Source organism: Sinomonas atrocyanea, from assembly GCF_001577305.1.
Classification (GTDB): Bacteria; Actinomycetota; Actinomycetes; order Actinomycetales; family Micrococcaceae; genus Sinomonas; species Sinomonas atrocyanea.
In genome coordinates, this window is sequence record NZ_CP014518.1 from 594146 (window position 1) to 616484 (window position 22339).

Annotated in this window: 20 protein-coding genes; 11 read left to right on the forward strand and 9 right to left on the reverse strand. The window is 72.6% G+C overall.

The features are described 5' to 3' along the window. Positions 1-2 precede the first annotated feature (2 nt). Both SA2016_RS02860 and SA2016_RS02865 read left to right on the forward strand, forming a co-directional pair. Entirely contained in the window at positions 3-779 is a 777-nt protein-coding gene (locus SA2016_RS02860; RefSeq protein WP_066495067.1) for an SDR family NAD(P)-dependent oxidoreductase, read from the forward strand. Beyond that, the gene (locus tag SA2016_RS02865; RefSeq protein ID WP_084249248.1) at positions 776-1975 is read left to right on the forward strand and encodes an acyl-CoA dehydrogenase family protein; all 1200 of its coding nucleotides are present in this window, start codon (positions 776-778) and stop codon (positions 1973-1975) included. Before SA2016_RS02860 ends, SA2016_RS02865 begins: the two co-directional genes overlap by 4 nt. Before the next feature lie 65 nt (positions 1976-2040). On the opposite strand, the gene SA2016_RS02870 is transcribed toward SA2016_RS02865, so the two are convergent. Then, the gene (locus SA2016_RS02870) at positions 2041-2859 is read right to left on the reverse strand and encodes a DUF1684 domain-containing protein (RefSeq protein WP_066501899.1); all 819 of its coding nucleotides are present in this window, start codon (positions 2857-2859) and stop codon (positions 2041-2043) included. Positions 2860-2897: 38 nt separating this feature from the next. Next, positions 2898-3545, reverse strand: a complete 648-nt coding sequence (locus tag SA2016_RS02875; RefSeq protein WP_066495069.1) for a LysE family translocator — start codon at positions 3543-3545, stop codon at positions 2898-2900. A gap of 163 nt (positions 3546-3708) precedes the next feature. Between SA2016_RS02875 and SA2016_RS02880 the strand changes: the two genes are divergently transcribed. Beyond that, positions 3709-5094 carry an OFA family MFS transporter gene (locus SA2016_RS02880; protein ID WP_066495075.1) on the forward strand — a complete coding sequence of 462 codons (1386 nt, stop codon included), beginning with the start codon at positions 3709-3711 and terminating at the stop codon, positions 5092-5094. 1 nt (position 5095) lies between these two features. Then, entirely contained in the window at positions 5096-5197 is a 102-nt protein-coding gene (locus tag SA2016_RS22700) for an MFS transporter small subunit (protein WP_442758771.1), read from the forward strand. On the opposite strand, the gene SA2016_RS02885 is transcribed toward SA2016_RS22700, so the two are convergent. Then, positions 5169-5783, reverse strand: a complete 615-nt coding sequence (locus tag SA2016_RS02885; protein WP_169803037.1) for a DedA family protein — start codon at positions 5781-5783, stop codon at positions 5169-5171. The two genes, SA2016_RS22700 and SA2016_RS02885, sit on opposite strands and share 29 nt — an antisense overlap. 127 nt (positions 5784-5910) lie before the next feature. Between SA2016_RS02885 and SA2016_RS02890 the strand changes: the two genes are divergently transcribed. Then, a complete protein-coding gene (locus tag SA2016_RS02890; RefSeq protein WP_066495079.1) occupies positions 5911-6216 on the forward strand; it encodes a hypothetical protein in 306 nt (101 codons plus the stop codon). Positions 6217-6295: 79 nt separating this feature from the next. On the opposite strand, the gene SA2016_RS02895 is transcribed toward SA2016_RS02890, so the two are convergent. Beyond that, positions 6296-6814, reverse strand: a complete 519-nt coding sequence (locus tag SA2016_RS02895; protein WP_066495081.1) for an O-acetyl-ADP-ribose deacetylase — start codon at positions 6812-6814, stop codon at positions 6296-6298. 37 nt (positions 6815-6851) lie between these two features. Beyond that, complete coding sequence (locus SA2016_RS02900; protein ID WP_066495082.1) at positions 6852-7811, reverse strand: pseudouridine synthase; 960 nt, start codon at positions 7809-7811, stop codon at positions 6852-6854. Between the two features lie 48 nt (positions 7812-7859). On the opposite strand from SA2016_RS02900, the gene ppc reads away from it, so the two are divergent. Together ppc and SA2016_RS02910 are read left to right on the forward strand one after the other, a co-directional pair. Next, positions 7860-10733 carry a phosphoenolpyruvate carboxylase gene (gene ppc / locus SA2016_RS02905; RefSeq protein ID WP_066495084.1) on the forward strand — a complete coding sequence of 958 codons (2874 nt, stop codon included), beginning with the start codon at positions 7860-7862 and terminating at the stop codon, positions 10731-10733. A gap of 102 nt (positions 10734-10835) precedes the next feature. Then, positions 10836-11261, forward strand: coding sequence for an Hsp20/alpha crystallin family protein (locus SA2016_RS02910; protein WP_066495087.1), 426 nt, complete (start codon positions 10836-10838; stop codon positions 11259-11261). Positions 11262-11723: 462 nt separating this feature from the next. On the opposite strand, the gene ppsA is transcribed toward SA2016_RS02910, so the two are convergent. Beyond that, positions 11724-14165: a phosphoenolpyruvate synthase gene (gene ppsA / locus SA2016_RS02915; RefSeq protein ID WP_066495090.1), complete on the reverse strand. Its 2442-nt coding sequence runs from the start codon at positions 14163-14165 to the stop codon at positions 11724-11726. Positions 14166-14170: 5 nt separating this feature from the next. Then, positions 14171-14581, reverse strand: a complete 411-nt coding sequence (locus tag SA2016_RS02920; protein WP_066495093.1) for a four-helix bundle copper-binding protein — start codon at positions 14579-14581, stop codon at positions 14171-14173. A 189-nt stretch (positions 14582-14770) separates the two neighbouring features. On the opposite strand from SA2016_RS02920, the gene SA2016_RS02925 reads away from it, so the two are divergent. Beyond that, positions 14771-16474, forward strand: a complete 1704-nt coding sequence (locus tag SA2016_RS02925; RefSeq protein WP_084249249.1) for a GAF domain-containing sensor histidine kinase — start codon at positions 14771-14773, stop codon at positions 16472-16474. A gap of 18 nt (positions 16475-16492) precedes the next feature. Here SA2016_RS02925 and SA2016_RS02930 read toward each other — a convergent pair whose 3' ends face one another. Beyond that, a complete protein-coding gene (locus SA2016_RS02930; protein ID WP_066495097.1) occupies positions 16493-17170 on the reverse strand; it encodes a response regulator in 678 nt (225 codons plus the stop codon). Between the two features lie 144 nt (positions 17171-17314). Here SA2016_RS02930 and SA2016_RS02935 point away from each other — a divergent pair, with 144 nt between their 5' ends. The 3 genes from SA2016_RS02935 to mgtA are packed head-to-tail and all read left to right on the forward strand — an operon-like array spanning position 17315 to position 21442. Further along, complete coding sequence (locus SA2016_RS02935; protein ID WP_066495100.1) at positions 17315-17941, forward strand: helix-turn-helix domain-containing protein; 627 nt, start codon at positions 17315-17317, stop codon at positions 17939-17941. Continuing rightward, a complete protein-coding gene (locus SA2016_RS02940; protein ID WP_066495102.1) occupies positions 17938-18651 on the forward strand; it encodes an SRPBCC family protein in 714 nt (237 codons plus the stop codon). The genes SA2016_RS02935 and SA2016_RS02940 overlap by 4 nt, the downstream gene beginning before the upstream one ends. Positions 18652-18673: 22 nt before the next feature. Then, positions 18674-21442, forward strand: a complete 2769-nt coding sequence (mgtA, locus tag SA2016_RS02945) for a magnesium-translocating P-type ATPase (RefSeq protein WP_084249251.1) — start codon at positions 18674-18676, stop codon at positions 21440-21442. 30 nt (positions 21443-21472) lie between these two features. Here the strand turns inward: mgtA and SA2016_RS02950 are convergent, their stop codons facing one another. Continuing rightward, a complete protein-coding gene (locus SA2016_RS02950; protein WP_066495107.1) occupies positions 21473-22327 on the reverse strand; it encodes a DNA-formamidopyrimidine glycosylase family protein in 855 nt (284 codons plus the stop codon). Between the last annotated feature and the right edge of the window lie 12 nt (positions 22328-22339).

Consider the following 22339-nt stretch of genomic DNA (forward strand, 5'->3'; position numbering starts at 1 on the left):
CCATGGAGCTTCAGGGGACGGCAGCGCTGATCACGGGAGGGGCATCCGGCCTGGGCGCCGCGACGGCACGGCGGCTGCACGCCGAGGGCGCCGCCGTGCTGCTCGTCGACCTGCCCGGCAGTGCGGGCGAGGCCCTCGCCGCCGAGCTCGGGGACCACGCCGCCTTCGCCCCCGCGGACGTGACCGACGAGGCCCAGGTGAGGGCCGCCGTCGTGCGTGCGGGAGAGCTCGCCCCGCTGCGGGTCGTGGTGAACTGCGCGGGAATCGCGACACCGGGCAAGGTCCTCGGGCGCGAGGGCGTGCTGCCGCTCGAGCAGTTCGAGCGGGTGGTCCGCGTGAACCTCATCGGCACGTTCAACGTGATCCGGCTCGCGGCCGAGGCGATGGCCGCCACCGAGCCCGTCGCGACCGAGCTCGGCGGCCCCGAGCGCGGGGTGATCGTCAACACGGCCTCGGTGGCCGCGTTCGACGGGCAGATCGGCCAGCCCGCCTACTCAGCGTCCAAGGGCGGCGTGCACGCGATGACCCTGCCGATCGCCCGGGAGCTCGCCCGCTCGCTCATCCGGGTCGTGACCATCGCGCCGGGCATCTTCGAAACGCCCATGATGGCCGGACTGTCCCAGGAGGCCCAGGCCTCGCTCGGGGCGCAGGTCCCGCACCCCGCGCGGCTCGGCCGGCCGGCCGAGTACGCCAACCTCGTGGCGCACATCGTGGACAACGCGATGCTCAACGGGGAGACCATCCGCCTCGACGGCGCCATCCGGATGGCCCCCAAGTGACCGCCCTGGCCCCCGGCGCCCCGCGCGCCGGGGAGCTGCCCGCCGCGGACTACTACGATCTCGAGCGGCGCCTCGAGCCCCGCGAGCGGGCCAAGCTCGCCGAGCTGCGCGAGTTCACCGCCGCGGAGATCGCCCCGCACGCCGTGGGCTGGTGGGAGCGGGAGGAGTTCCCGCACCACGTGCTGCCCCGGCTCGCGGCACTGGGGCTCTCCACCCCGCACCGGCACGGCTACTCGCGGCTGTTCACCGGGCTGGTCATCGCCGAGCTCACGCGGGCCGATACCTCGATGGCGACCTTCTTCATGGTCCACCATGACCTCTTCGTCGAGGGCCTGTACGAGTTCGGGACGGCCGAGCAGCGCGCCCGCTACCTCGACGACGCCGTCTCGCTGCGCACCACCGGCGCCTTCGCGCTGACCGAGCCGGGGCACGGGTCCGATGTCGCCGGCGGGCTGACCCTCTCGGCCCGCCGCGACGGGGACTCCTGGGTGCTCGACGGCGCGAAGCGCTGGATCGGCAACGGCACCTTCGCCGACCATCTCCTCGTGTGGGCCCGTGAGGCCGGCGGACCCTCGGAGGGTGCCGTGCGTGCCTTCATCGTGCCCGGGACCGCGCCCGGGCTCACGCGCACGCGGATCGAGCACAAGACCGCGCTGCGGACCGTGCAGAACGCGGACCTCGTCTTCGACGGCGTGCGGGTGCCCGAGGCCGACCGCTTCGCACGGGTCTCCTCGTTCGACGACGCCCGCACCATGCTCCTGGGCTCCCGCCTGCTCGTCGCCTGGCAGGCTGTGGGGCAGCAGCTCGCGGCGTTCGACGTGGCCAGGGCCTACGCCCTCGAGCGGGAGCAGTTCGGCCGCCCGCTCGCCAAGTTCCAGATGGTCCAGGGGCAGCTCGTGACGATGCTCGGCAACGCGACCGCCTCGATGGCCATGCTCGCCGAGCTCGCCGCCCTCCAGTCCGAGGGCCGGGCCACCATGGCCCGCGTTGCGCTCGCGAAGGCGTGGGCGACCGCGCGGATGCGCGAGACCGTGGCGCTCGGCCGCGGGATCCTGGGCGGGAACGGCATCCTCGCCGACTACGCGATGGCCAAGGTCTTCGCCGACGCCGAGGCGATCTTCACGTACGAGGGCACCTACGAGGTCAACGCGCTCATCGCCGGCCGCGACATCACCGGCGTCTCGGCCATCGCCTGACCCTCCATCCTCCGAATCCCGTTGAGGAGCCACGTCCGCGGGCTTGCGGAGTCGCGTCCGCCCGGTCAGGCGGATTCAGGCGTCTTCTCCCCGGCCTCGACGGCGAGGTCCAGCGAGTTCCCGCGCACCGGCATGGGGCAGGTGCCGTACGCCGTGAACGCGCTCGGGTAGTTGATCGCCCGGTTGAAGTCGAGCACCACGGACCCGTCGGGGCGGGGCCGCGGGGTCTCGACCTTGCGCCAGTCGTCGGTGGTCCGGCCGTTGGTCTCGTCGTGGAACGTGATGGTCAGCCCGCCCAGGCTGCCCTGCTCGGCCTGGAGCCGGTACTCGTGGCCGTGCCGGCGGAAGACCACCTCGCCGGCCGAGCGGTGCACCCCGTCCACGAGCGGGTTCGCCGTGGCGATCGGCACGTCGCGGGGCTCGGGGTACGGCTCCCAGCGCGCGTCGATGACCCACTCGGGGGCGTAGTCGAACACGGGCACCCCGGTGAACCCGGTCAGGGTGGGGGAGGCGGAGTCCCGCGTGCGGATCGCGTACCGGTCCCCGCGCACCGCCAGCTCGACCAGGACCGTGCCGTACAGCACCCAGTCCAGCGACTCCTCGTCCGCGAGCTCCGCGGTGTACGTGCCGTCCACGGGGTCGCCCGAGTCCGCGAAGACCAGGCCCTGGTCGGCGCCCGCGGTGAGCACCGCCGTCGTGCGTCCGCCTTCGGTGGCGACGGACCACAGCCCCGGGACCACCTCGACCGGCGACGGCGTGGACTCGAGCCACTGGAACGAGGTTAGCGTGAGCCAGCCGTGCTCGGCGGCGAGGGCCTTGTTCCGGTTCTCGCGGAAGCGCTGCCAGCGCGCGAGCTGGGGGTCGACGGCGGGGGAGTCAGTCATGCCCACGACAATGCCACGGCGGGGCCGCGTATTCCCGCTCAGGCGCGGCGCAGCTCCAGGACGGCCACCACGCCGAACGCGCCCAGCACCGTGCCGGTCACCCGGTCGATCCACTTCCGGAACGTCGCCCCGTTCAGCCAGCGCCCGAAGAACTGCGCGGCCGCCACGATCGCGAGGAACCAGATGAGCGCCTCCGCGTTCGCCACGACCGAGAGCATCAGCCCCATGGCCACCGGCGGCACCCCGGGGACGAGGAACTGGGGGATGACGGCGACGCAGAACATGCCGTACTTGGGATTGAGCAGGTTGGAGACGAGGCCCTTCGCCCACGCCTTCCGCAGCGGCTCCAGGCTGTGGTGGGGCAGCGCGCCGGGCGGCAGCTCGCCGTCGCGCCGCGCGAGCGAGGCCCGCCACAGGCCGATGCCGAGCCACACCATGTACGCCGCGCCGGCAATGCGCAGCACGTCGTATGCGGCCTCCGAGACGGCGAGCAGGGCCGAGACGCCCGTGGCCGCGGCCGCGCCCCACACGAACGCGCCCGTGATCATGCCGAGCGCGGCGGTGTACGCATGCCGGCGGCCCTGGCTGAGCGTGTAGCGCAGCACGAGCGCCGTGTCCGTGCCGGGGATGACGGTGATGAGCGCAGCGATCGCGGCGAAGCCGAGCAGGGAGTCGGTCAGGGTCACGGTCCAAGGATATCGGCGCACGACGGCGCACGACGGCGCGCGGCGGCCGAGCCGTTCGTCGCACCGCAGCTACCGCTCGGCGCAAAAGTGACGAAAGCCACTCGCGGAGGATTAGCGTGTGCGTGGAACGGCCGGCCCCGCCGGTCGCGGACAGGAGGACCCGATGGCGTGGCTCGACCGCGAGCACAGCGTTGCCCGAGAAGGATTCAACCGGTGGCTCATCCCACCCGCGGCGCTCGCGGTGCACCTGTGCATCGGCCAGGCGTACGCCACGAGCGTGTACAAGACCGCGCTCGTGAAGCACTTCGGGGCGAGCCTGACGGAGATCGGGGTCATCTTCTCGGTGGCGATCGTGATGCTCGGCCTCTCGGCGGCGATCATGGGCACCTGGGTGGACCGCAACGGTCCGCGCAAGGCCATGGTCGTGGCCGCGGTGTTCTGGGCGGGCGGCTTCCTCGTGGGCGCGGCTGGCATCTTCACCCGCCAGCTGTGGCTGGTCTACCTCGGGTATGGGGTGATCGGCGGGATCGGCCTCGGGATCGGCTACATCTCGCCCGTCTCGACCCTCATCAAGTGGTTCCCGGACCGCCCCGGCCTCGCGACCGGCCTGGCCATCATGGGGTTCGGCGGAGGCGCGCTCATCGCGAGCCCGCTCTCGACCGCGCTGCTGAATGCCTACGACCCGGCCTCCGCGGCACCCGGCGGGGTCGCGAGCGGCGACGCTGTGGGCAAGCTGTTCCTCACGCTCGCCGTGGTCTACTTCGCGTACATGCTCTTCGGCGCGTTCACCATCAAGGTCCCGCCGCCCGGGTGGGCTCCCGCGGGCTTCGACCCGGCCTCGGTGCGCACCCATGCGCTCATCACCACGGCCAACGTCCGCGCCTCGAACGCGATCAGGACCCCCCAGTTCTGGCTCCTCTGGACGGCCCTGTTCTGCAACGTCTCGGCCGGGATCGGCATCCTCGAGCAGGCCGCACCGATGATCCAGGACTTCTTCCGGCAGCCGGGAGGGAAGTCGCTCGTCGCGGCGTCCGTGGCCGGGGGGTTTGTGGGGCTGCTGTCGATCGGCAACATGGCGGGCCGCTTCGTCTGGTCCGCGACCTCGGACGCGATCGGCCGCAAGCGCATGTACATGGGCTATCTCGGCGTGGGGGCCGTGCTCTACGTGCTGCTGGCCTTCGCCGGGCACACATCCACCGCCCTGTTCGTGCTCTTCGCGTTCGTCATCATCTCGTTCTACGGCGGCGGGTTCTCCACGGCGCCCGCGTACCTGCGGGACCTCTTCGGGACCCTCGAGGTGGGCGCCATCCACGGGCGCCTCCTCACGGCCTGGTCCGCCGCCGGGGTGGTGGGGCCGCTGATCGTCAACGGCGTGCTCGACGCCCAGGGCACGCCCGGCAAGCTCACCGCGGCGGCCTACCAGCCCGCGCTGCTGATCATGGTGGGCCTGCTCGTCGTCGGGTTCGTGGCGAACCTGCTCATCAAGCCCGTCGACGCACGATTCCATGAGGCCGAGCCCGTCCCGGCCCGCACCGCCCAGGAGAACTGACATGAAGACCGCACGCCTTGCCCTCGGCTGGATCCTCGTCGGCCTGCCGCTCCTCTACGGGGTCGCGACGACGCTTATGAAGGCCGCCGACCTGTTCGGCTGACCGCTGCGCCGTCCGCGCCACGCCGCCGCCGACGCCGGGCGAGGACGGCCGCGAAGGCGGAGGCCAGGAGGAAGCTCGCGCCGGCGCTGACGAGGGCGGACGCCCAGAACGGCAGGTCCGTCGTCGTGTTCGTCACGAAGCCGACGCCCGCCATCCACACCGACCAGAGCAGCCCGCCGATCGCGTCCCCGATGAGGAACCCGCGGGACGCGATCTGGGACATCCCCGCCGCGGCCGTGGAGGCGAGGCGGCCGCCGGGGAGGAACCGGGTGCCCGCGATGGCGACGAAGGCCCCCAGCCGGCCGAGCTGGTCCAGCGCCTCGTGGGTGCCCGCGTGCAGCCGCCGGCCCCAGCGCCACCGGTCCACGAACGGGCTCAGGCTGTGTTTGACGAGCAGGTACATCGCCACGTCGCCCACCCAGGAGCCGAGCGCCGAGAGGACCACCACGGAGGTGAAGTCCACGTGGCCCTCGGCGGCGAGCGAGCCGGCCGTTGCGACCGCGACCTCGGCGGGGACCAGGGGGAAGAACACGTCCGCGGCCACGACCGGCACGAGGCCGAGGAGCAGGGCGCCCCAGGCGTTCACCGCGGCGCCCGCGCCGGACGCGCCCCCGCCGCGGGCCGGGGGCAGGGCAACGGGCGGGTCCTCACGGATCCAGTGTTCCGCAGATCCCCGTCGGCGGACACCCTCGGGCTTCGGTACGGTGGGCCCCATGCCCAGCTACCGCGCCGTCCTCCAGATCACGGGCCTGCGCCCCGGCCAGCCGCCGGAGCGGGTCATGGACGCCGCCCGCGAGGCCCTCGGCTCCCTCCACCACGTCGAGGCCCACCAGATCGACGTGGTCCGCGGGGTTCCGCAGATCACGCTGCGGTTCCTCGTCGAGGCGGAGAACGACGAGGCCGAGGTCGCGGCCGCACGCCGGGCGGCCCTGGTCCTGCAGGACGCAGTCGAGGACGTCGCCACCACCGGCCGGCTCCAGGTGCTCCGCCGCCGCCGCGGGGCCTGGATCCCGGTGTAGCCGGGCAGATCGACACAACTCGCGGCCCAATCCGGCCGCTGAGAGCCCGATCCGACCCTGAGTTGTGTCGTGGTGCCCGTCAGCCCGCCCGGTGCAGCGCGGCGGCGAATGCCGCGGCCGTCGTCGCGCCGAACAGCACGAACTCGACCCGCTCCACGGTCCCGGGGTCCGCGGCCCGGACGGCCTCGATGGCGGTGGAGGCCACGACGTCCCGGTCCCAGCCGTAGATCCCCGCCGAGATCGCGGGGAACGCGACGGAAGCCGCACCGAGCTTGCGGGCCACCGCGAGGCTCTCGGAGAAGCACGAGGCCAGCAGCGCGGGGTCCCGCTGGCCCGCGTGCCAGTTCGGGCCGACGGTGTGGATCACCCAGGACGCCGGCAGCCGGAACCCCGGGGTCGCCACGGCCTCGCCCACGGGCAGGCCACCGGGCAGCCGCGTCTGGCGGAGGTCGCGGCACGCCTCGAGGAGCTCAGGGCCCGCGGCCCGGTGGATCGCCCCGTCCACGCCCCCTCCGCCGAGCAGGGAGGAGTTGGCGGCGTTGACGATCGCGTCGACCCGGCGCGTGGTGATGTCGCCTTCGACGATGTCGATCTGCATGCCACCAGTGTGCGCCTTCCGGGACCGGGCTGCGGGCTCAGGCAGGGGCTTCCTGCAGGGAGAGCCGGCTGCGGAACTCGGTGTCACGACCGGTGAGGGGGTCCCGGAACCGGATCCCGCGCGCGAGGAGCTGGAGGGGGCGCGCGTAGTCGTCCGGGGCCTGGTCCAGCAGCACCGGGTAGAACGGATCGTGCATGATCCCGGCCCCGAGCCCGGCCAGATGCACGCGCAGCTGGTGGGTCTTGCCGGTGTGCGGCTCGAGCCGGAACAGGGCCCGCGGCGCGTCCGCCGGGCCGCCCACGCGCTCCAGGCTCACACGGGTCTCAGCGTTGGGTTGGCCGTCCACCACCGAGGCCAGGAGGTAGTCGCGCCGCTTCTCCATGCGGTTGCGCACCACGACGGGTGCGGCGAACCGCTCGGCCGCCCACCCGGCGTCGTGCGCTCCGGCGCCAGAGCCGGAGGGGTCCAGCGCGCTCACGCACTCGTACTCCTTGCGCACGGCCCGGCGCTCGAAGAGGACCTGGTACTTCCCGCGGGTGGCCGGATTCACCGAGAACAGCAGCACCCCGGCGGTCATGCGGTCCAGGCGGTGCATGGGGATGAGGTCGGGCAGGTCGAGGGCGTTGCGCAGCCGCACTAGCGCGGACTCCTGGATGTAGGCGCCGCCCGGGGTCGTGGGGAGGAAGTGCGGCTTGTCCGCCACGAGCAGGTGCTCGTCGCGGTGCAGCACGGAGATCTCCACCGGCAGGCGCTCCTCCGGGGGCAGCGTGCGGTAGTACCAGATGAACGTGTGCTCCTCGAGCGGGGTACCCCGGTGCAGGGGCGAGCCGTCCATCCCGACGATCTCCCCGCCGTCGAACCTCGCCAGGATCCCCTCGGGGTCGATGTGGCCCCAACGGTGGAGCATGTAGTCCAGCGCCGTCCCCCAGGGCCCCTCGGCCGGCAGGCGCAGGCGCGTCGCGTTGACGCCGTCGCGCACGGGCAAGGGGGATTTCATCACCTTTCAAGGGTATCCTCGCGCTGGAAACCTAGCCTCTGGAGTGCCATGCCCGCGTCTGCCGACGCCCCAGATCCCGCGGCCACGCCGCCCGAGGACGCCGCCCCAGCCGCGGAGCTGCGCGCCGACGTCCGGCGCGTCTCGACGCTGCTCGGCGAGTCCCTCGTCCGCCAGCACGGCCCGGGGCTCCTGCGCCTCGTCGAGGAGGTGCGGCTGCTGACCAAGGAGTCGAAGGAGGCCGCACGCGGCGGGGCCGGGGCGCTCGGCCCGTGGAACGCGGCCGACGTCGCCGCGCAGGTCCGCGAGCTGCTCGCCTCCCTGCCGCTCGAGCAGGCGACCGAGCTCGTGCGCGCCTTCGCCTTCTACTTCCACCTGGCGAACGCGGCCGAGCAGCTGCACCGGGTGCGGGAGCTGGGGGAGAGGCCGGACGACGCCGGGTGGCTGGCCGCCGCGGTCCGGGACATCGCCGAGCAGGCCGGCGCCGAGGCCCTCCAGCAGACGGTGGACTCCCTCGACGTCCGCCCGGTCTTCACCGCCCATCCCACGGAGGCCACGCGCCGCTCGGTGCTGGACAAGCTGCGGGCGATCGACCGCATCCTCGAGGTGCCCGCCGCCGAGGGCTCGGCGCTGCGCCGCCGGCAGGACCGGCGCCTCGCGGAGATCATCGACCAAATGTGGCAGACCGACGAGGTCCGCCTCGTGAGCCCGGCACCCCTCGACGAGGCCCGCAACGCGGTGTACTACCTGGGCGAGATCCTCACCGGCGCGCTGCCCGCGGTCCTCGACGAGCTCGCCGACCTCCTCGCCGAGCACGGGGTCACGCTCCCGCCGGGCCGCGTGCCGCTGCGGTTCGGCTCCTGGATCGGCGGGGACCGGGACGGCAACCCGAACGTGACCCCCGAGGTGACCCGGGAGATCCTGGGGCTGCAGAACCAGACCGCGGTGCGGATCGCCGTTGGCGTGGTCGACGAGCTCATCAGCTCCCTGTCGAACTCGACCGACCTCACCCACGTGGGGCCCGAGCTCGAGGAGTCGATCCGCGAGGACCTGGACCGGCTCCCCTCCCTCGACCCCCGCGTCCTCGAGCTCAACGCCCACGAGCCCTACCGGCTCAAGCTGACGTGCATCAAGGCCAAGCTGCTCAACACCGGCCGCCGCGTCGCCTCCGGCGCCCCCCACGAGGCTGGCCGCGACTACGTCAACGCCGGCCAGCTCGCCGCGGACCTCGACGTCGTCGAGCGCTCCCTGCGCTCGCACTCGCCGCTCGCGGCCGACGGCGCGCTGGGCACCGCCCGCCGCATCCTCGCCTCGTTCGGGCTCCACCTCGCCACGCTCGACATCCGCGAGCACGCCGACTACCACCACGAGGCCGTGGGGCTCCTGCTCGACCCCCTCGGGGAGCTGCCCCGGCCGTTCCTCGAGCTGCCGCGTCCGGAGCGCCAGCGCGTGCTGGGGCGTGAGCTCGGCTCGCGGCGGCCGCTCTCCGGCCACCCGGTGGTCCTGCCAGGGCACGCCGGCAGGATCTACGAGACGATGCGCGTCATCCGGCAGGCCCGCAGGCTCCTTGGCCCGGACGTCATCGAGACGTACATCGTCTCGGTGACCCGCGGCCCGGACGACGTTTTGGCCGCCGCGCTCCTGGCCCGCGAGGCCGGGCTCGTGCGCCTGTTCGGGGACGAGCCGTACTCGCACATCGGGTTCGCTCCGCTGCTCGAGTCGCTCGAGGAGCTCCGCAACGCGGCGGAGATCGTGGACGGGCTGCTGTCCGAGCCGGCGTACCGCGAGCTCGTCCGGCTGCGCGGGGACGTGCAGGAGGTCATGCTCGGCTACTCGGACTCGAACATGGAGTCCGGCGTCTTCACGAGCCAGTGGGAGATCCACAAGGCCCAGCGGAACCTGCGCGACGTCGCCGCGCGCCACGGGGTGCGGCTGCGGCTGTTCCACGGCCGGGGCGGCTCGGTGGGCCGCGGCGGGGGGCCCACGTACGAGGCCATCATGGCCCAGCCGAACGGGGTCCTCGAGGGCGAGATCAAGTTCACCGAGCAGGGCGAGGTCATCTCCGACAAGTACTCGCTGCCCGGCCTCGCGCGGGAGAGCCTCGAGCTCTCGCTCGCCGCCGTCATGCGCGCCACCGCGCTGCACCGGGACCCCCACACGGCCCTGAGCGACCGCGAGCGCTTCAGCGCCCTCATGGACCTGGTCTCGGACGCGGCGTTCGCCCGGTACCGCACGCTCATCGACGATCCGGACCTGCCCGCCTACTTCCTGGCCTCGACCCCGGTGGAGCTGATCGGCCGGCTCAACATCGGGTCCCGTCCGGCGCGCCGGCCGGAGGCCGAGCCTGCCTCGGACGGGCTGCCCGGGCTCGAGGGCATGCGCGCCATCACCTGGGTGTTCGGCTGGACCCAGTCGCGGCAGATCGTCCCGGGCTGGTTCGGCGTCGGCTCCGGGCTGCGGGCGGCCCGGGAGGCGGGCAAGGACCGCGAGCTGCGCGAGATGTACGCGCGCTGGCCGATCTTCGCCTCGGTGATCTCCAACGTCGAGATGACCCTGGCCAAGACCGACCTCGAGATCGCCTCGCACTACGTCTCCACGCTCGTCCCGCCCGCCCTGCACCGGTTCTTCGACGCGATCCGCGCCGAGTTCGAGCTCACCGTCGCCGAGGTGCGCCGGCTCACGGGGGAGTCGGAGCTGCTCGATGCCTCCCCGACCCTCAAGCGGACGCTCGAGATCCGGGACCAGTACCTCGACCCGATCAGCTACCTGCAGGTCGAGCTGCTGCGGCGGCTCCGGGCCGGGGCGTCCGGCGAGGAGGCGGACCGGGAGCACGACGGCGCGGGGCCGGGGACCGCGGAGAAGCTGCAGCGGGCGCTGCTCATCACCATCAACGGCGTGGCCGCGGGACTGCGGAACACCGGTTAGCCCCAGGGGGGACCATAGGCCCTTCCGGCCTTCGCGGGTGCGAGGGAGGCTGGTTCCGGCGGGACCGCAAGGAGCCCCGCCGAGGGAGGAAGGTGAGCAGAGATGACTGAACTGACCCGATGGTTCGACTCGCGCCGCACGCCGTTCGAGCTCATCGAGAGGCTCTTCGAGGGCGATGCCGGCCAGGGCGCAGCCATCAAGGTCGAGGAGGTGCGCGACGGCGATTCGCTCGTGGTCCGGGCCGAGCTTCCGGGCATCGACCCCGAGAAGGACGTCGACGTGAGCGTCTCCGACGGTGCCCTCCACATCAGCGCGCACCGCGAGGAGAAGTCCGAGGAGAAGTCGAAGGGCTCCTACCGCAGTGAGTTCCGCTACGGCTCGTTCTCCCGGACCCTGCCCCTGCCCGAGGGTGCGACTGCCGACTCGGTCACGGCCTCCTACAAGGACGGCGTGCTCGAGGTCCGGGTGCCCGTGCCCACGACGCCGCCGACGCCGCCGTCGTCCAAGATCCAGGTCACGCGCGGCTGAGACCTGGCGTCCGGGTAGCGGCCTCAAGCAGCTGGGACCGCCGCCTGAAACTGGTGGCCCCGCGCCGCACAGCCTGTCTGTGCGGTGCGGGGCCACCTTCCTGTGCCCCGGGGTCACGTCTCACCTAACCCGGGGTCATGTCTCACCTAACCCGGGGTCATGTCTCAGCTGACCCGGGGTCACGTCCTGCTGACCCGGGGTCAGGTCCTGGGGGACCCGGGGTCACGTCTCGGCTGACCCGGGGTCAGGTCCTGGGGGATCCGGGGTCAGGTCCTAGGGGATCCGGGGTCACCTCTCGTGTGACGCGGGGGTCGCATGGATCAGGCGGCGGACCCAAGGCCCCCATGACCCTGGCTCCGCCGCCTGCGGTTGGCCCCGGTGACGGGCAACGCGTACCCGAAAGCCGGAAAAGGCGACGAGATGCGTACCCGAAACGGGGAGACTGGTGGGTGGAGGGCGCCGCTAGTTCGGCTGCGCGTCCTGGCGCCCGGGGCCTGCCCCCGGGCCGCCGTGCCGGGCCTCGGCCGCCGCGATGATCGGGACGGTGCGCAGGACGCTGTCCGGATTGAGGGAGATCGAGTCGATGCCCTCGCCGACGAGGAACTCCGCGAAGTCCGGATGGTTGCTGGGGCCCTGGCCGCAGATCCCGATCGGGATGCCGCCGGCGTGCGCCTTGCGGATGGCCTCGGCGATCATCGTGGTGACGGCCTCGTCCCGCTCATCGAACTGCGCCGCCAGGCGCGCGGAGTCCCGGTCCACGCCGAGGACGAGCTGGGTGAGGTCATTGGAGCCGATCGAGAACCCGTCGAAGCGGGCCGCGAACTTCTCGGCGAGGACTACGTTGGAGGGGATCTCGCACATCATGTAGACCTTGAGCCCGTTCTCGCCCCGCGCGAGGCCGTGCTCCGCCATGGCGGAAAGGACGGCGTCGGCCTCCGCGGGGGTCCGGCAGAACGGGACCATGACGACGACGTTGGCGAACCCGAGCTCCTCGCGCGCCTTCTTCAGGGCCCGGCACTCCAGCGCGAACCCCTCCCGGTAGCGCTCGTCGTGATAGCGCGACGCCCCGCGGAAGCCGAGCATCGGGTTCTCCTCGGCCTCCTCGAACGCGGCCCCGCCGAGGAGGTTCGCGTACTCGTTGGTCTTGAAGTCGCTCAGCCGCACGATCGCGGGGCCGGGATGGAACGGTGCCGCGATCTTCGCGATGCCGGTCGCGAGCCGGTCCACGAAGTACTCCGTCGGGTCCCGGTACCCCCGGGTCAGCGCCGCGATCTCCTCGCGCTCGCCGGCATCGGCGACCTTCTCGGGGTGCACGAGCGCCATCGGGTGGACGCGGATGAGGTTCGAGATGATGAATTCCATCCGCGCGAGCCCCACGCCCGCCACCGGGAGCCGCCACCAGCGGAAGGCGGCGGACGGGTCGGCGAGGTTCACCATGACGTGCGTGCGGGTCGCGGGGAGGGCGCCGACGTCGGCCTCCTCCACCGTGAATGGAATCCTGCCGCCCAGCACGAGGCCCTCGGCGCCCTGGGCGCACGAGACGGTGATGGGCGCGCCGTCGGCGATCGCCGAGGTGCCGTCCACGGTGCCCACCACGGCCGGGACTCCGAGCTCCCGGCTCACGATCGCCGCGTGGCTCGTGGGCCCACCGTGGTCGGTGACGATGCCGGAGGCCCGTTTCATGATGGGCACCCAGTCGGGATCGGTCATGGTGGTGACGAGCACGGAGCCGTCCCGGAACCCTGCGATCTGGGACGGGTCCGCGATGACGCACGCCTCGCCCACGGCGATGGCGTCCCCGATCGCGGCGCCCCGGGCCAGGACGGGCCCGGTCCCGTCGAGGCGGTGCACCCGCAGCGTCCCCGCGCCGAGCTTGGCCTGCACGGTCTCCGGCCGGGCCTGGACCATGAAGAGCTCGCCCGTCTCGCCGTCCTTGGCCCACTCCATGTCCATCGGCCGGCCGTAGTGCTCGGCCACGGCGGTGGCCCAGCGTGCCAGCGTGAGGACCTCGGAGTCGTCGAGCACGAAGGCGGCGCGCTCCGCCTCCGAGGTCTCGAGCAGGACCGTCCCCGAGCCGCCGGGGGCGAAGACGAGCTTGTGCTCCTTGGCCCCGGCGGTCCGTCCGATGATCGGCCGCAGGCCCGGATCGGCCACGAGCGGGGAGAACACCTCGTACGAGTCCGGGTTCACAGTACCCTGAACCACCGTCTCGCCCAGCCCCCACGCGGCGCTGATCTCCACCATGCGCGGGAACCCGGACTCTGTGTCGAGGGAGAACATCACGCCCGAGCCGGCGAGGTCGGAACGGACCATGCGCTGCACCCCGATCGAGAGCGCCACGTCAAGGTGGTCCATCCCGTGCAGCTCGCGGTACGTGATCGCCCGGTCCGTGAACAGCGAGGCGAAGCACCTGCGGCACGCGTCCAGCAGCTCGTCCTCTCCGGAGACGTTGAGGAAGGTCTCCTGCTGGCCCGCGAAGCTGGCCTCAGGCAGGTCCTCCGCGGTCGCACTGCTGCGCACCGCCACGGCGGGCCGCTCCTGGCCCACGCGGCCGGCGAGGTCGCGGTAGGCGGCGCCGACCGCCGTCGCGAGCGTCTCCGGGAGGGTAGCCGAGAGGAAGAGTTCGCGGATGGCTGCGCCGGTCGCCTTGAGACCAGGCTGCCCCGCGCGGAATGCGGTCAGCAGCGAGGCCATCGTGGGACGGATGCCCGCGGCGTCGAGGTAGAGGCGGTAGGCGTCCGCGGTGGTGGCGAAGCCCTCGGGGACGGCCACGCCCACGGAGGCCAGGTGCCGGGTGAGCTCGCCGAGCGAGGCGTTCTTCCCGCCGACCCGCGGGACGTCGGCGATGCCGACGTCGTCGAACGCCACCACGAGCTCCGTGCCCGGGCGGGCGGGCGCGCTCACGTGGCTCAGTCCAGCGCGAGCATGGCCGTGGCGGCCGCGCGGACGCGGGTGCAGGAGTCGGCCGTGACCCGGCAGTGCGGGTAGGCGCCCGCGTACACGCGGCACACGTCCTCGCACAGTGCGCTCACGTCGTCGAGCGCGCGCAGCACGGACGCCGGCGTGGGGCCGAAGTCCGAGCCGAAGCGGGAGAGGATCTGCGCGGACGCGGAACAGATCGCCGCACAGTTCAGCTGCGCCCGGATCACCTGCGTCAAGTGGCCCACCCCGGGCTCCTCGAGGCAGCTGTCCGCACCGGTCGTGCAGGCCTGGCTGCAGGCGAGCGCCGCGTCAATGCACTCGCTGAGGGCCGTTCGCTGCGCCTCGGTCATGTCCGGCGCGGCCGGATGCACGACGAGGGCCTGACGGGCGTGTGACATGGGCGCTCCTGGTCATCGGTCGCGGTGAGGGACGGGCGATGCCGCTCCTCACAGATTCTGCTGGCGCGCCCCCGGCGAGCGCGAGAGTCTTTGGTCCCGAGGGCGTCCAGAATGCGGGGCCACAAGGGTGGTGGGCCGGCATCCACGCGTGCATACTGAGCGTGGGGGGAGGGGCGGTGGAAGCTTTCCATGGATGATGCATCAATCTTGCCTGGGAGCGCGGCGAGCCGGATCGAAGACCTGCTCCGTCAGTTCGTCTCAAGGGCCCACGAGCTGCTCGAGACCCAGGAACGGATGCGGGGGCTTCTCGCAGCGGTCGTCTCCATCGCCGAGGACCTCACCCTCGAGGCCGTCCTGGACCGCGTGGTGAGGTCCGCGCGGGACCTTGTGGGGGCCAAGTACGCGGCCCTCGGCGTGATCGGTTCCGACGGGACCGCCCTGACCCACTTCCTCACGGTCGGCATGGACGACGAGACCGTTCAGCGGATCGGGACGGCGCCCACCGGCCACGGCGTGCTCGGGCTCCTCATCCACGATCCGCACCCGTTGCGCCTCCACGACCTCGGCGCCCACGCGGACTCCCTTGGCTTCCCCCCGGAGCACCCTCCCATGCGGACGTTCCTCGGCGTCCCGATCCGGGTCCGCGACGAGGTATTCGGGAACCTGTACCTGACCGAGAAGGCCGACGGCGAGGACTTCAACGCCGAGGACGAGGACCTCGTGGTGGCGCTCGCCGCCGCGGCCGGCGTCGCGATCGAGAACGCCCGGCTCTTCGCGGACATCGGCCGGCGGCAGCGCTGGCGCGAGGCGAGCATGGACGTGGCGGGCAGGCTGTTCGGTCTCGAGGACCTCACGACGGGCAGCGGCTTCATCGCCGAGCAGACTGTGGCCATCGCCGACGCCCAGGTCGCGGGCATCGCCCGGGCCCGGTCCACCGGGATGGGGCACGAGTGGCGGGCCGTCGCGGGCTCCCGCAAGGAGTGCTTCGACGAGACGGCGCGGGCCACGGCGATCGCGCTCGCGGCCAAGGTCTCGATCACGGGCGAGACGCTCGAGCTTCCCGGGCCCGAGGTGTTCGGCCCCGGCACCCTGGTGCGGTACGCCCTCGTCGTGCCCTGCGGCCAGCCCGGGCAGGACGCCGGCGCCGTGGTGATCGGGCGCGTGGACGGGGAGCCGGCGTTCGCCCCGGTGGACATCGAGATGGCGCCCGTGTTCTGCTCCTACGCCTCGCTGGCGCTGCAGGTGGCCCGGCAGCACCGCCAGCGCGAGGAACTGCTCGTGTTCACCGACCGCGACCGGATCGCGCGGGACCTCCACGACGTGGTGATCCAGCGGCTCTTCGCGGCGGGGCTGAGCCTGCAGGGGCTGCGGCGGTTCTGCGCCCCGGGACCGGACGGCGAGCGGGCGGCAGAGAAGATCGACTCGATCACCGGCGAGCTGGACGAGACCATCGCCGCGCTGCGCAACACGATCTACTCCCTCAACGAGGCGAAGTCGGGCGACAGCCTGAGTGCCCGCCTCGTCCGGGTGGTCCAGGAGGTGACGGGGGAGCTGCCCACCACGCCCCGGGTGGAGCTGCTCGGGCCGATCGACACGGCCGTACCGCCGGCGGTGGCCGACCAGGCACTCGCCGTCCTCACCGAGGGGGTCTCCAACGTGGTCCGGCACGCCCACGCGGACTCCCTCTGGGTCACGGCCACCGTGGCCGACGGCGAGTTCGAGCTCGTCGTGGCCGACGACGGCCACGGGCTCGGGGACACGACGCGGCGCAGCGGGCTGAAGAACGTGGCCGAGCGCGCTGAGGCCCTGGGCGGCCACTTCGAGGTCGGTCCGGCGGAGGACGGCGGTACGCGGCTGTGCTGGGCTGTCCCTGTGACGGTCGTCCTCAGCTGAGCGAGCCGGGCGATGCGCTCAGTAGAAGTGGGGCGCGTTGCGGGCCACGAAGAGCGCGGCCTGGGTCCGCCGCTCGAAGCCGAGCTTGGCCAGGAGGGACGAGACGTAGTTCTTGACGGTCTTCTCGGCCAGGAACAGCTTCTCGCCGATCTCCCGGTTGGTCATGCCCTCGCCGATGAGTGCCAGGACGCGGCGCTCCTGCGGGCTGAGGAGCTCGAGGCGCGGGTCGAGCACTTCCTCCTGGGGCCTGAGCCCTTCGAGCGCCTTGGCCTTCACGGCGGGGTCAAAGAGGGACGCGCCGTGGGCCGCGCGGCGCAGCGCGGTGACGAGCTCGGTCCCGCGGATCTCTTTCAGGACGTAGCCGCTCGCCCCGGCGAGGATCGCCCCGCGGAGGGACTGGTCGTCGTCGTAGCTCGTGAGCATCACGCACGCGAGGGTCGGGTCCACGGAATGGACGTCCCGGCACACCTCGATCCCGGTCCCGTCGGGAAGCCGCACGTCCAGCACCGAGACGTCCGGCTTGAGTGCAGGAATGCGGCGCGTGGCCTCGGCGGCGGTTCCGGAGGTACCGACCACCTCGAACCCTTCTCCCTCGAGGAGCTCCTGGAGCCCCCGGCGCACGAGCTCGTGGTCGTCGAGGATGAAGACGCGCAGGCGCTCGTTCCCCGGGGCCGAGGTGGGCGTTTGGTGCGGCACGGCGGCTGTCCTTTCCTGGATACGGCAGGAGCTGTCTCGTCCATTCTGGCCACGGGGCGGCGGGGTTGCTAGGGACTTAGGGCGGAAGTAGCCGACACTCTCTCCATCCTTGACAAAAAATATTGTCGGTAGCAGCATGGAGGCATGCAGGACGTCATGGTCATCGAGGACCCCGCCGCGGCCGCCGCGAGCCTGGACCCGCTCAGGGCCCGGCTCCTGCGGGAGCTGGCCGCGCCGTCGTCCGCGGCAGCCCTCGCCGCGAAGGTGGGACTGCCCCGCCAGAAGGTCAACTACCACCTCCGCTCCCTCGAAGAGCACGGGCTCGTCGCGCTCCTCGAGGAGCGCCGCAAGGGCAACGTCATGGAACGCGTCCTGCAGGCCACCGCGGCGTCCTACATCATCTCCCCGGCCGCGCTCGCGGTGGTCGAGCCGGACCCCGAGCACCTCAGGGACCGCTTCAGCGCCTACTGGCTCCTCGCGCTCGCCGCGCGGACCGTGCGCGAGGTCGGGCGCCTGCTCGCGGGCGCCGTCGCGGCCCGGAAGGAGCTCGCCACCTACGCAGCCGACGGCGAGATCACCTTCGCGTCCGCGGCCTCGCGGGCGGCGTTCGCCACCGAGCTCGGCGCCGAGGTGGCCCGGCTCGCCGCGAAGTACCACGAGCCCTCGGCCCCCGGCGCGCGCCGGCACCGGCTCGTCGTCGTGCTCCACCCCGCACTCAGGCCGGACGCTGCCGCGGCCGGCTCCGAACCCGATCAGGAGATCCAGCCATGACCGAGCAGCACCCCTTCGAGATCGTCCAGGACGTGGTCCTCCATGCGGCCCCCGAGCGGATCTGGGAGGCCGTCACCGACGGCACCGCCGCCTGGATGTTCCCCACCGACCAGTGGCCGGCGGTCCGCACGGTCGACGAGCACCCGCGCCACCTCGTCTCCCGCATGGAGGGCCCGGACGGCTGGTACAACCAGCTCGAGCACCTCCTCACCCCGGGGCCGGAGGGGACGAACCTGCACTATGTGCACTCCGGAATCCTCACCGACAACTGGGAGCAGCAGTACGACGGCGCTGCCCAGCACACCCTGTTCTACCTCCACACTCTCGGTGAGTACCTGACGCACTTCGACGGACGCGCGGTCTCCTTCGTGGACGTCCAGGGCCCGGACGGCGCCACCGCGCCGGATGCCCTCGAGCGCTTCGCCGCGTCCTTCGCCCTGACCGGGGTCATGGCGGGGGAGAAGAAGGACCTCGACCTCCCCGGCCTGGGGCCCGTCGAGGCCACCGTGGACTACGCCACAGGCCATTTTCTGGGGCTGCGGTCCGAGGCCGCGATGGTGCGCGTGTTCGGCCGGGAGGCCTTCGGCCAGCGGCTGGGCCTGACCGTCCACGACTTCTCGCTGGACACGGCGGACGACGCCGCGCGCTCGGCCCGCGCGCAGGAGCACGCCGAGGCCTGGGGCGAGTACCTCGGGGCGCTGTACGCCTGATCCGGCGCCGACCCGCCTTCCCCTGGGCCCCGGGCCCGCTGCGCCCGGCGTAGCATGGCCCCGTGAGCGTCGAGACCGTCTCCGAGCGGGTCCAGCTGGCCGTAGCCGAGGCCGCGGCCATGCCCCCGAGGGGGTCCTCTCGGCCCTCGGCACCTCGGTGCGCGGGCTCGACGAGGCGGAGGCCGCCCGCCGGCTCGCCCAGGGCGCCAACGTCCTCGAGGCGCGCCGCGTGAGCTGGTTCCATGTGCTCGTGCGCCAGTTCGCGAGCCCGCTGCAGGCGCTGCTCGTGGCAGCCGCAGGGCTTTCCTACGCCACCGGGGACCAGCTCAACGCGAGCATCATCGTCGCGATCCTGCTCGGCAGCGCGCTGCTCGGGTTCGCCAACGAGTTCCGCGCCGAGAAGACCGCAGCTGATCTCCACAGCCAGATCTCCCACACGGTCGTCGCCGTGCGCGGCGGCACCGAGCGGACGGTGCCGGTGCGCGAGCTTGTCCCGGGCGACATCATCAGGGTCAGTCTGGGCGGCATCGTCCCGGCGGACGCCCGCATCCTCGAGTCTGTGGGGCTCGAAACCGACGAGGGCGTGCTCACGGGCGAGTCCGCCGCAGTCGAGAAGTCCCCGGAGGCCGTCCCTCCGGGCTCCGGCCTGGCAGACCTGACCGACTGCGTCCTCATGGGAACGGTGGTCCACGCCGGCTCCGCGCACGCGGTCGTGACGGCGACCGGGCGCGGCACTGAGTTCGGCCGGATCGCGGCCGGCCTTGCCCAGGGCCTTCCCGAGACCGCCTTCCAGCACGGCCTCAAGCAGTTCTCCCTCATGCTCCTGTGGGTCGGCATCGCGCTGACCGCGGGCATCCTCGTGATCAACCTGCTCCTGCAGCGGCCGTTCCTGGACTCCGTCCTGTTCGCCCTCGCGATCGCGGTGGGCATCACGCCGCAGCTGCTGCCGGCCGTGGTGAGTACCTCCCTCGCCGCCGGCTCGCGGCTGCTGGCAAAGCGCGGCGTGCTCGTCAAGCGGCTCCTCGCGATCGAGGATCTGGGGAACCTCGACGTCCTCATCACCGACAAGACCGGAACGCTCACCGAGGGCCGGATCGGCTTCGAAGAGGCGGTGCCGGCGGCCGCCCTCGCAGGGGAGGGCGACGCCGCCCGTCGGCTCGCGGTGCTCGCGGTGCTGTGCTGCGAGGCTGACCCCAGCGTGCCGGGAGCGTCCGGAGCGGGCCAGAACCCCGTCGACGCCGCGCTGTGGGAGGCGTTCCCAGATGTGCCGCCGGCCCTCGCAGGTCGCCGCCGGCTCTCTATGCGCCCGTTCGACCACGAGACGCGGACCATGGAGACCGTGGTTGCAGCGGACGGTCGCGGAGAGGGGGCCATCCGCATCCTCAAGGGCGCCCCGGAGGCCGTGCTCGACGCCTGCGTCGAGGTGGCCGCCGCGGACCGCACCGTCCTCCAGACGCTGTTCCGGCGGGGGGCGCGGGTGGTTGCCGTCGCGAGCGGTCCCGTCCCGGTGGGCCGCCCGAGCGCCGTGGGCGCCGGGGCGCTCACGCTCGACGGGTACCTGTGCTTCATCGACCGGCCCAAGGCTGACGCGCGGGAATCCCTCGCCCGCCTCGGCGGCCTCGGCGTCGACGTCAAGATCGCTACGGGAGACAACGCGCTCGTGGCCGAGTACGTGATGACGGTCCTGAAGATGCGCGCAGGCACCGTCCTGACCGGCGCGGAGGTCGAGGTGATGGACGACGCCGCACTCGCGGCGGCCGCGCCCGGAGCCCGCGTGTTCGCCCGCGTCTCGCCAGAGCAGAAGGCCCGGATCGTCACGGTCCTGCGGCGCACCCATTCGGTGGGCTTCCTCGGCGACGGCGTCAACGATGCGCTCGCGCTCAACCGCGCGGACGTCGGCATCTCCGTCGACTCGGCGACCGACGTCGCGAAGGACGCGGCCGACGTCGTGCTCCTCGAGAAGGACCTCGATGTCCTGGCCGACGGCGTCACCGGCGGCCGGCGCATCTTCGCGAATACGATCAAGTACCTCCTCATGGGCACGAGCAGCAACTTCGGAAATATGTTCTCCGCCGCCGCGGCGAGCGCCTTCCTGACCTTCCTCCCCATGCTGCCCGGGCAGATCCTGCTCAACAACCTGCTCTACGATTCGAGCCAGCTTGCCATCCCGACGGACAAGGTGGACCGGGAGCAGCTGCGCAAGCCGGCCCACTGGGACATCGGTGCCATCCGGCGGTTCATGGTCATCTTCGGCCCCATCTCCTCGCTCTTCGACTTCGCGACGTTCGGGCTCATGCTGTGGGTCTTCCACGCGGCCCCCGAGGAGTTCCGGGCAGGGTGGTTCGTCGAGTCCCTCGCGACCCAGACACTCATCGTCTTCGCGATCCGGACCCGCCGCATCCCGTTCCTGCGATCCCGGGCCTCCGTGACGCTGACCGTCGGCGTCCTCACGGTCGTGGCGGTGGGTGCCGTGCTGCCCTACACACCCGTGGGCGCGCTCGTGGGATTCTGGCCGCTCCCGGCGAACTTCTTCCTCGCGCTCGTGGGCATGGTGCTCCTGTACCTCGTGCTCGTCGAGGCGGCGAAGCACTTCTACTACCGCGCCGCGGATGCCCGTCTCGCGCGGGAGTCCCGTGCCCGGGCGGAGGCCCGGGTGGCGGCCCGGGCCGCGCTCGGGCTGCACCACAACCGCACCCGGGTGCACCGCCGTGCGGCGCCGTTCATCGTGCACACGGCCAGGCCGAAGTTCCGCAGGCCCCCAGGCCACGGGATTGCCGCGGGGCGCCGTTAGGGCTCTGTCGGTGTGGCCAGTCCGGAGAGGTCAGCGCAGCGGCTGGCAGCTGGGGCAGTAGTAGATGTCGCGCTCGCGGGTGTCCCCGAGGCGCGTCCCGGTGCCGGGGACCGGCTCGGCGAGCGTGCCGTGCCGGACGCGGGTCCTGCAGCGCAGGCACGGCTGACCGGTGCGCCCGTACACCCAGGTGCCGTTGCGCGGCCCGAACCCGCCCACGGTGTTCCGGGACCGCGCCTTGTTCGCCTCGAGCAGGCGCTTGGCCGTCGCGACCATCCCCGCGAGGTCCGGGACGTCGCCGACCGGGGTGGCCGGGTGCACGCGGGCGAGGAAGCACAGCTCGCACCGGTAGATGTTGCCGACCCCGGCGAGGTTGCGCTGGTCGAGGAGTGCGAGGCCGACGGCGCGGTCCGGCTGGGCGCGCAGGTTCGCCTCCGCCCGGGCCGGGTCCCAGTCCGGGCCCAGCAGATCGGGCCCGAGGTGCCCGACCGCGTCGCCCTCCTCGGCGGTCGCGATCACCTCGAGCATCCCGAGCGAGAAGCCCACGGCGCTCGTACCGTCCTCCGTGGTCAGGGCCGCGCGGGCCGTGTGCGCGGGCTTCCGCCACCGCTCGCCGGGGGCATAGACCTGCCAGCTGCCCTCCATCGAGAGGTGGGAGTGGATGCTCAGGCGCCCTTCCGGGCCGGGAGCGGCGGCGCCGTCCGGCCCGGGCGGGGCGAGCCGGTGGAGGAGGTGCTTGCCACGGGAGACGACCTCGAGGACGGTCCAGCCCGAGAGGTCCAGGGTCGCGAACGCGGGCACCCGGAAGTCGCTCGCGGCAAGGCGTTTGCCGGCGAGGGCCGCGTTCATCCTTCGCGCCGCCTGGTAGACGTTGTCACCCTCGGGCATCAGCCACTGGTC

What these genes read in the sequence shown, in the direction of transcription:
- SA2016_RS02900 (WP_066495082.1), bottom strand. Translation starts at nt 7,811, where the DNA reads ATGAAATCCCCCTTGCCCGTGCGCGACGGCGTCAACGCGACGCGCCTG.
- SA2016_RS22700 (WP_442758771.1), top strand. Translation starts at nt 5,096, where the DNA reads ATGAAGACCGCACGCCTTGCCCTCGGCTGGATCCTCGTCGGCCTGCCG.
- SA2016_RS02920 (WP_066495093.1), bottom strand. Translation starts at nt 14,581, where the DNA reads ATGTCACACGCCCGTCAGGCCCTCGTCGTGCATCCGGCCGCGCCGGAC.
- SA2016_RS02935 (WP_066495100.1), top strand. Translation starts at nt 17,315, where the DNA reads ATGCAGGACGTCATGGTCATCGAGGACCCCGCCGCGGCCGCCGCGAGC.
- SA2016_RS02910 (WP_066495087.1), top strand. Translation starts at nt 10,836, where the DNA reads ATGACTGAACTGACCCGATGGTTCGACTCGCGCCGCACGCCGTTCGAG.
- SA2016_RS02950 (WP_066495107.1), bottom strand. Translation starts at nt 22,327, where the DNA reads ATGCCCGAGGGTGACAACGTCTACCAGGCGGCGCGAAGGATGAACGCG.
- SA2016_RS02880 (WP_066495075.1), top strand. Translation starts at nt 3,709, where the DNA reads ATGGCGTGGCTCGACCGCGAGCACAGCGTTGCCCGAGAAGGATTCAAC.
- SA2016_RS02940 (WP_066495102.1), top strand. Translation starts at nt 17,938, where the DNA reads ATGACCGAGCAGCACCCCTTCGAGATCGTCCAGGACGTGGTCCTCCAT.
- SA2016_RS02925 (WP_084249249.1), top strand. Translation starts at nt 14,771, where the DNA reads ATGGATGATGCATCAATCTTGCCTGGGAGCGCGGCGAGCCGGATCGAA.
- SA2016_RS02860 (WP_066495067.1), top strand. Translation starts at nt 3, where the DNA reads ATGGAGCTTCAGGGGACGGCAGCGCTGATCACGGGAGGGGCATCCGGC.
- SA2016_RS02895 (WP_066495081.1), bottom strand. Translation starts at nt 6,814, where the DNA reads ATGCAGATCGACATCGTCGAAGGCGACATCACCACGCGCCGGGTCGAC.
- SA2016_RS02870 (WP_066501899.1), bottom strand. Translation starts at nt 2,859, where the DNA reads ATGACTGACTCCCCCGCCGTCGACCCCCAGCTCGCGCGCTGGCAGCGC.
- ppc (WP_066495084.1), top strand. Translation starts at nt 7,860, where the DNA reads ATGCCCGCGTCTGCCGACGCCCCAGATCCCGCGGCCACGCCGCCCGAG.
- SA2016_RS02890 (WP_066495079.1), top strand. Translation starts at nt 5,911, where the DNA reads ATGCCCAGCTACCGCGCCGTCCTCCAGATCACGGGCCTGCGCCCCGGC.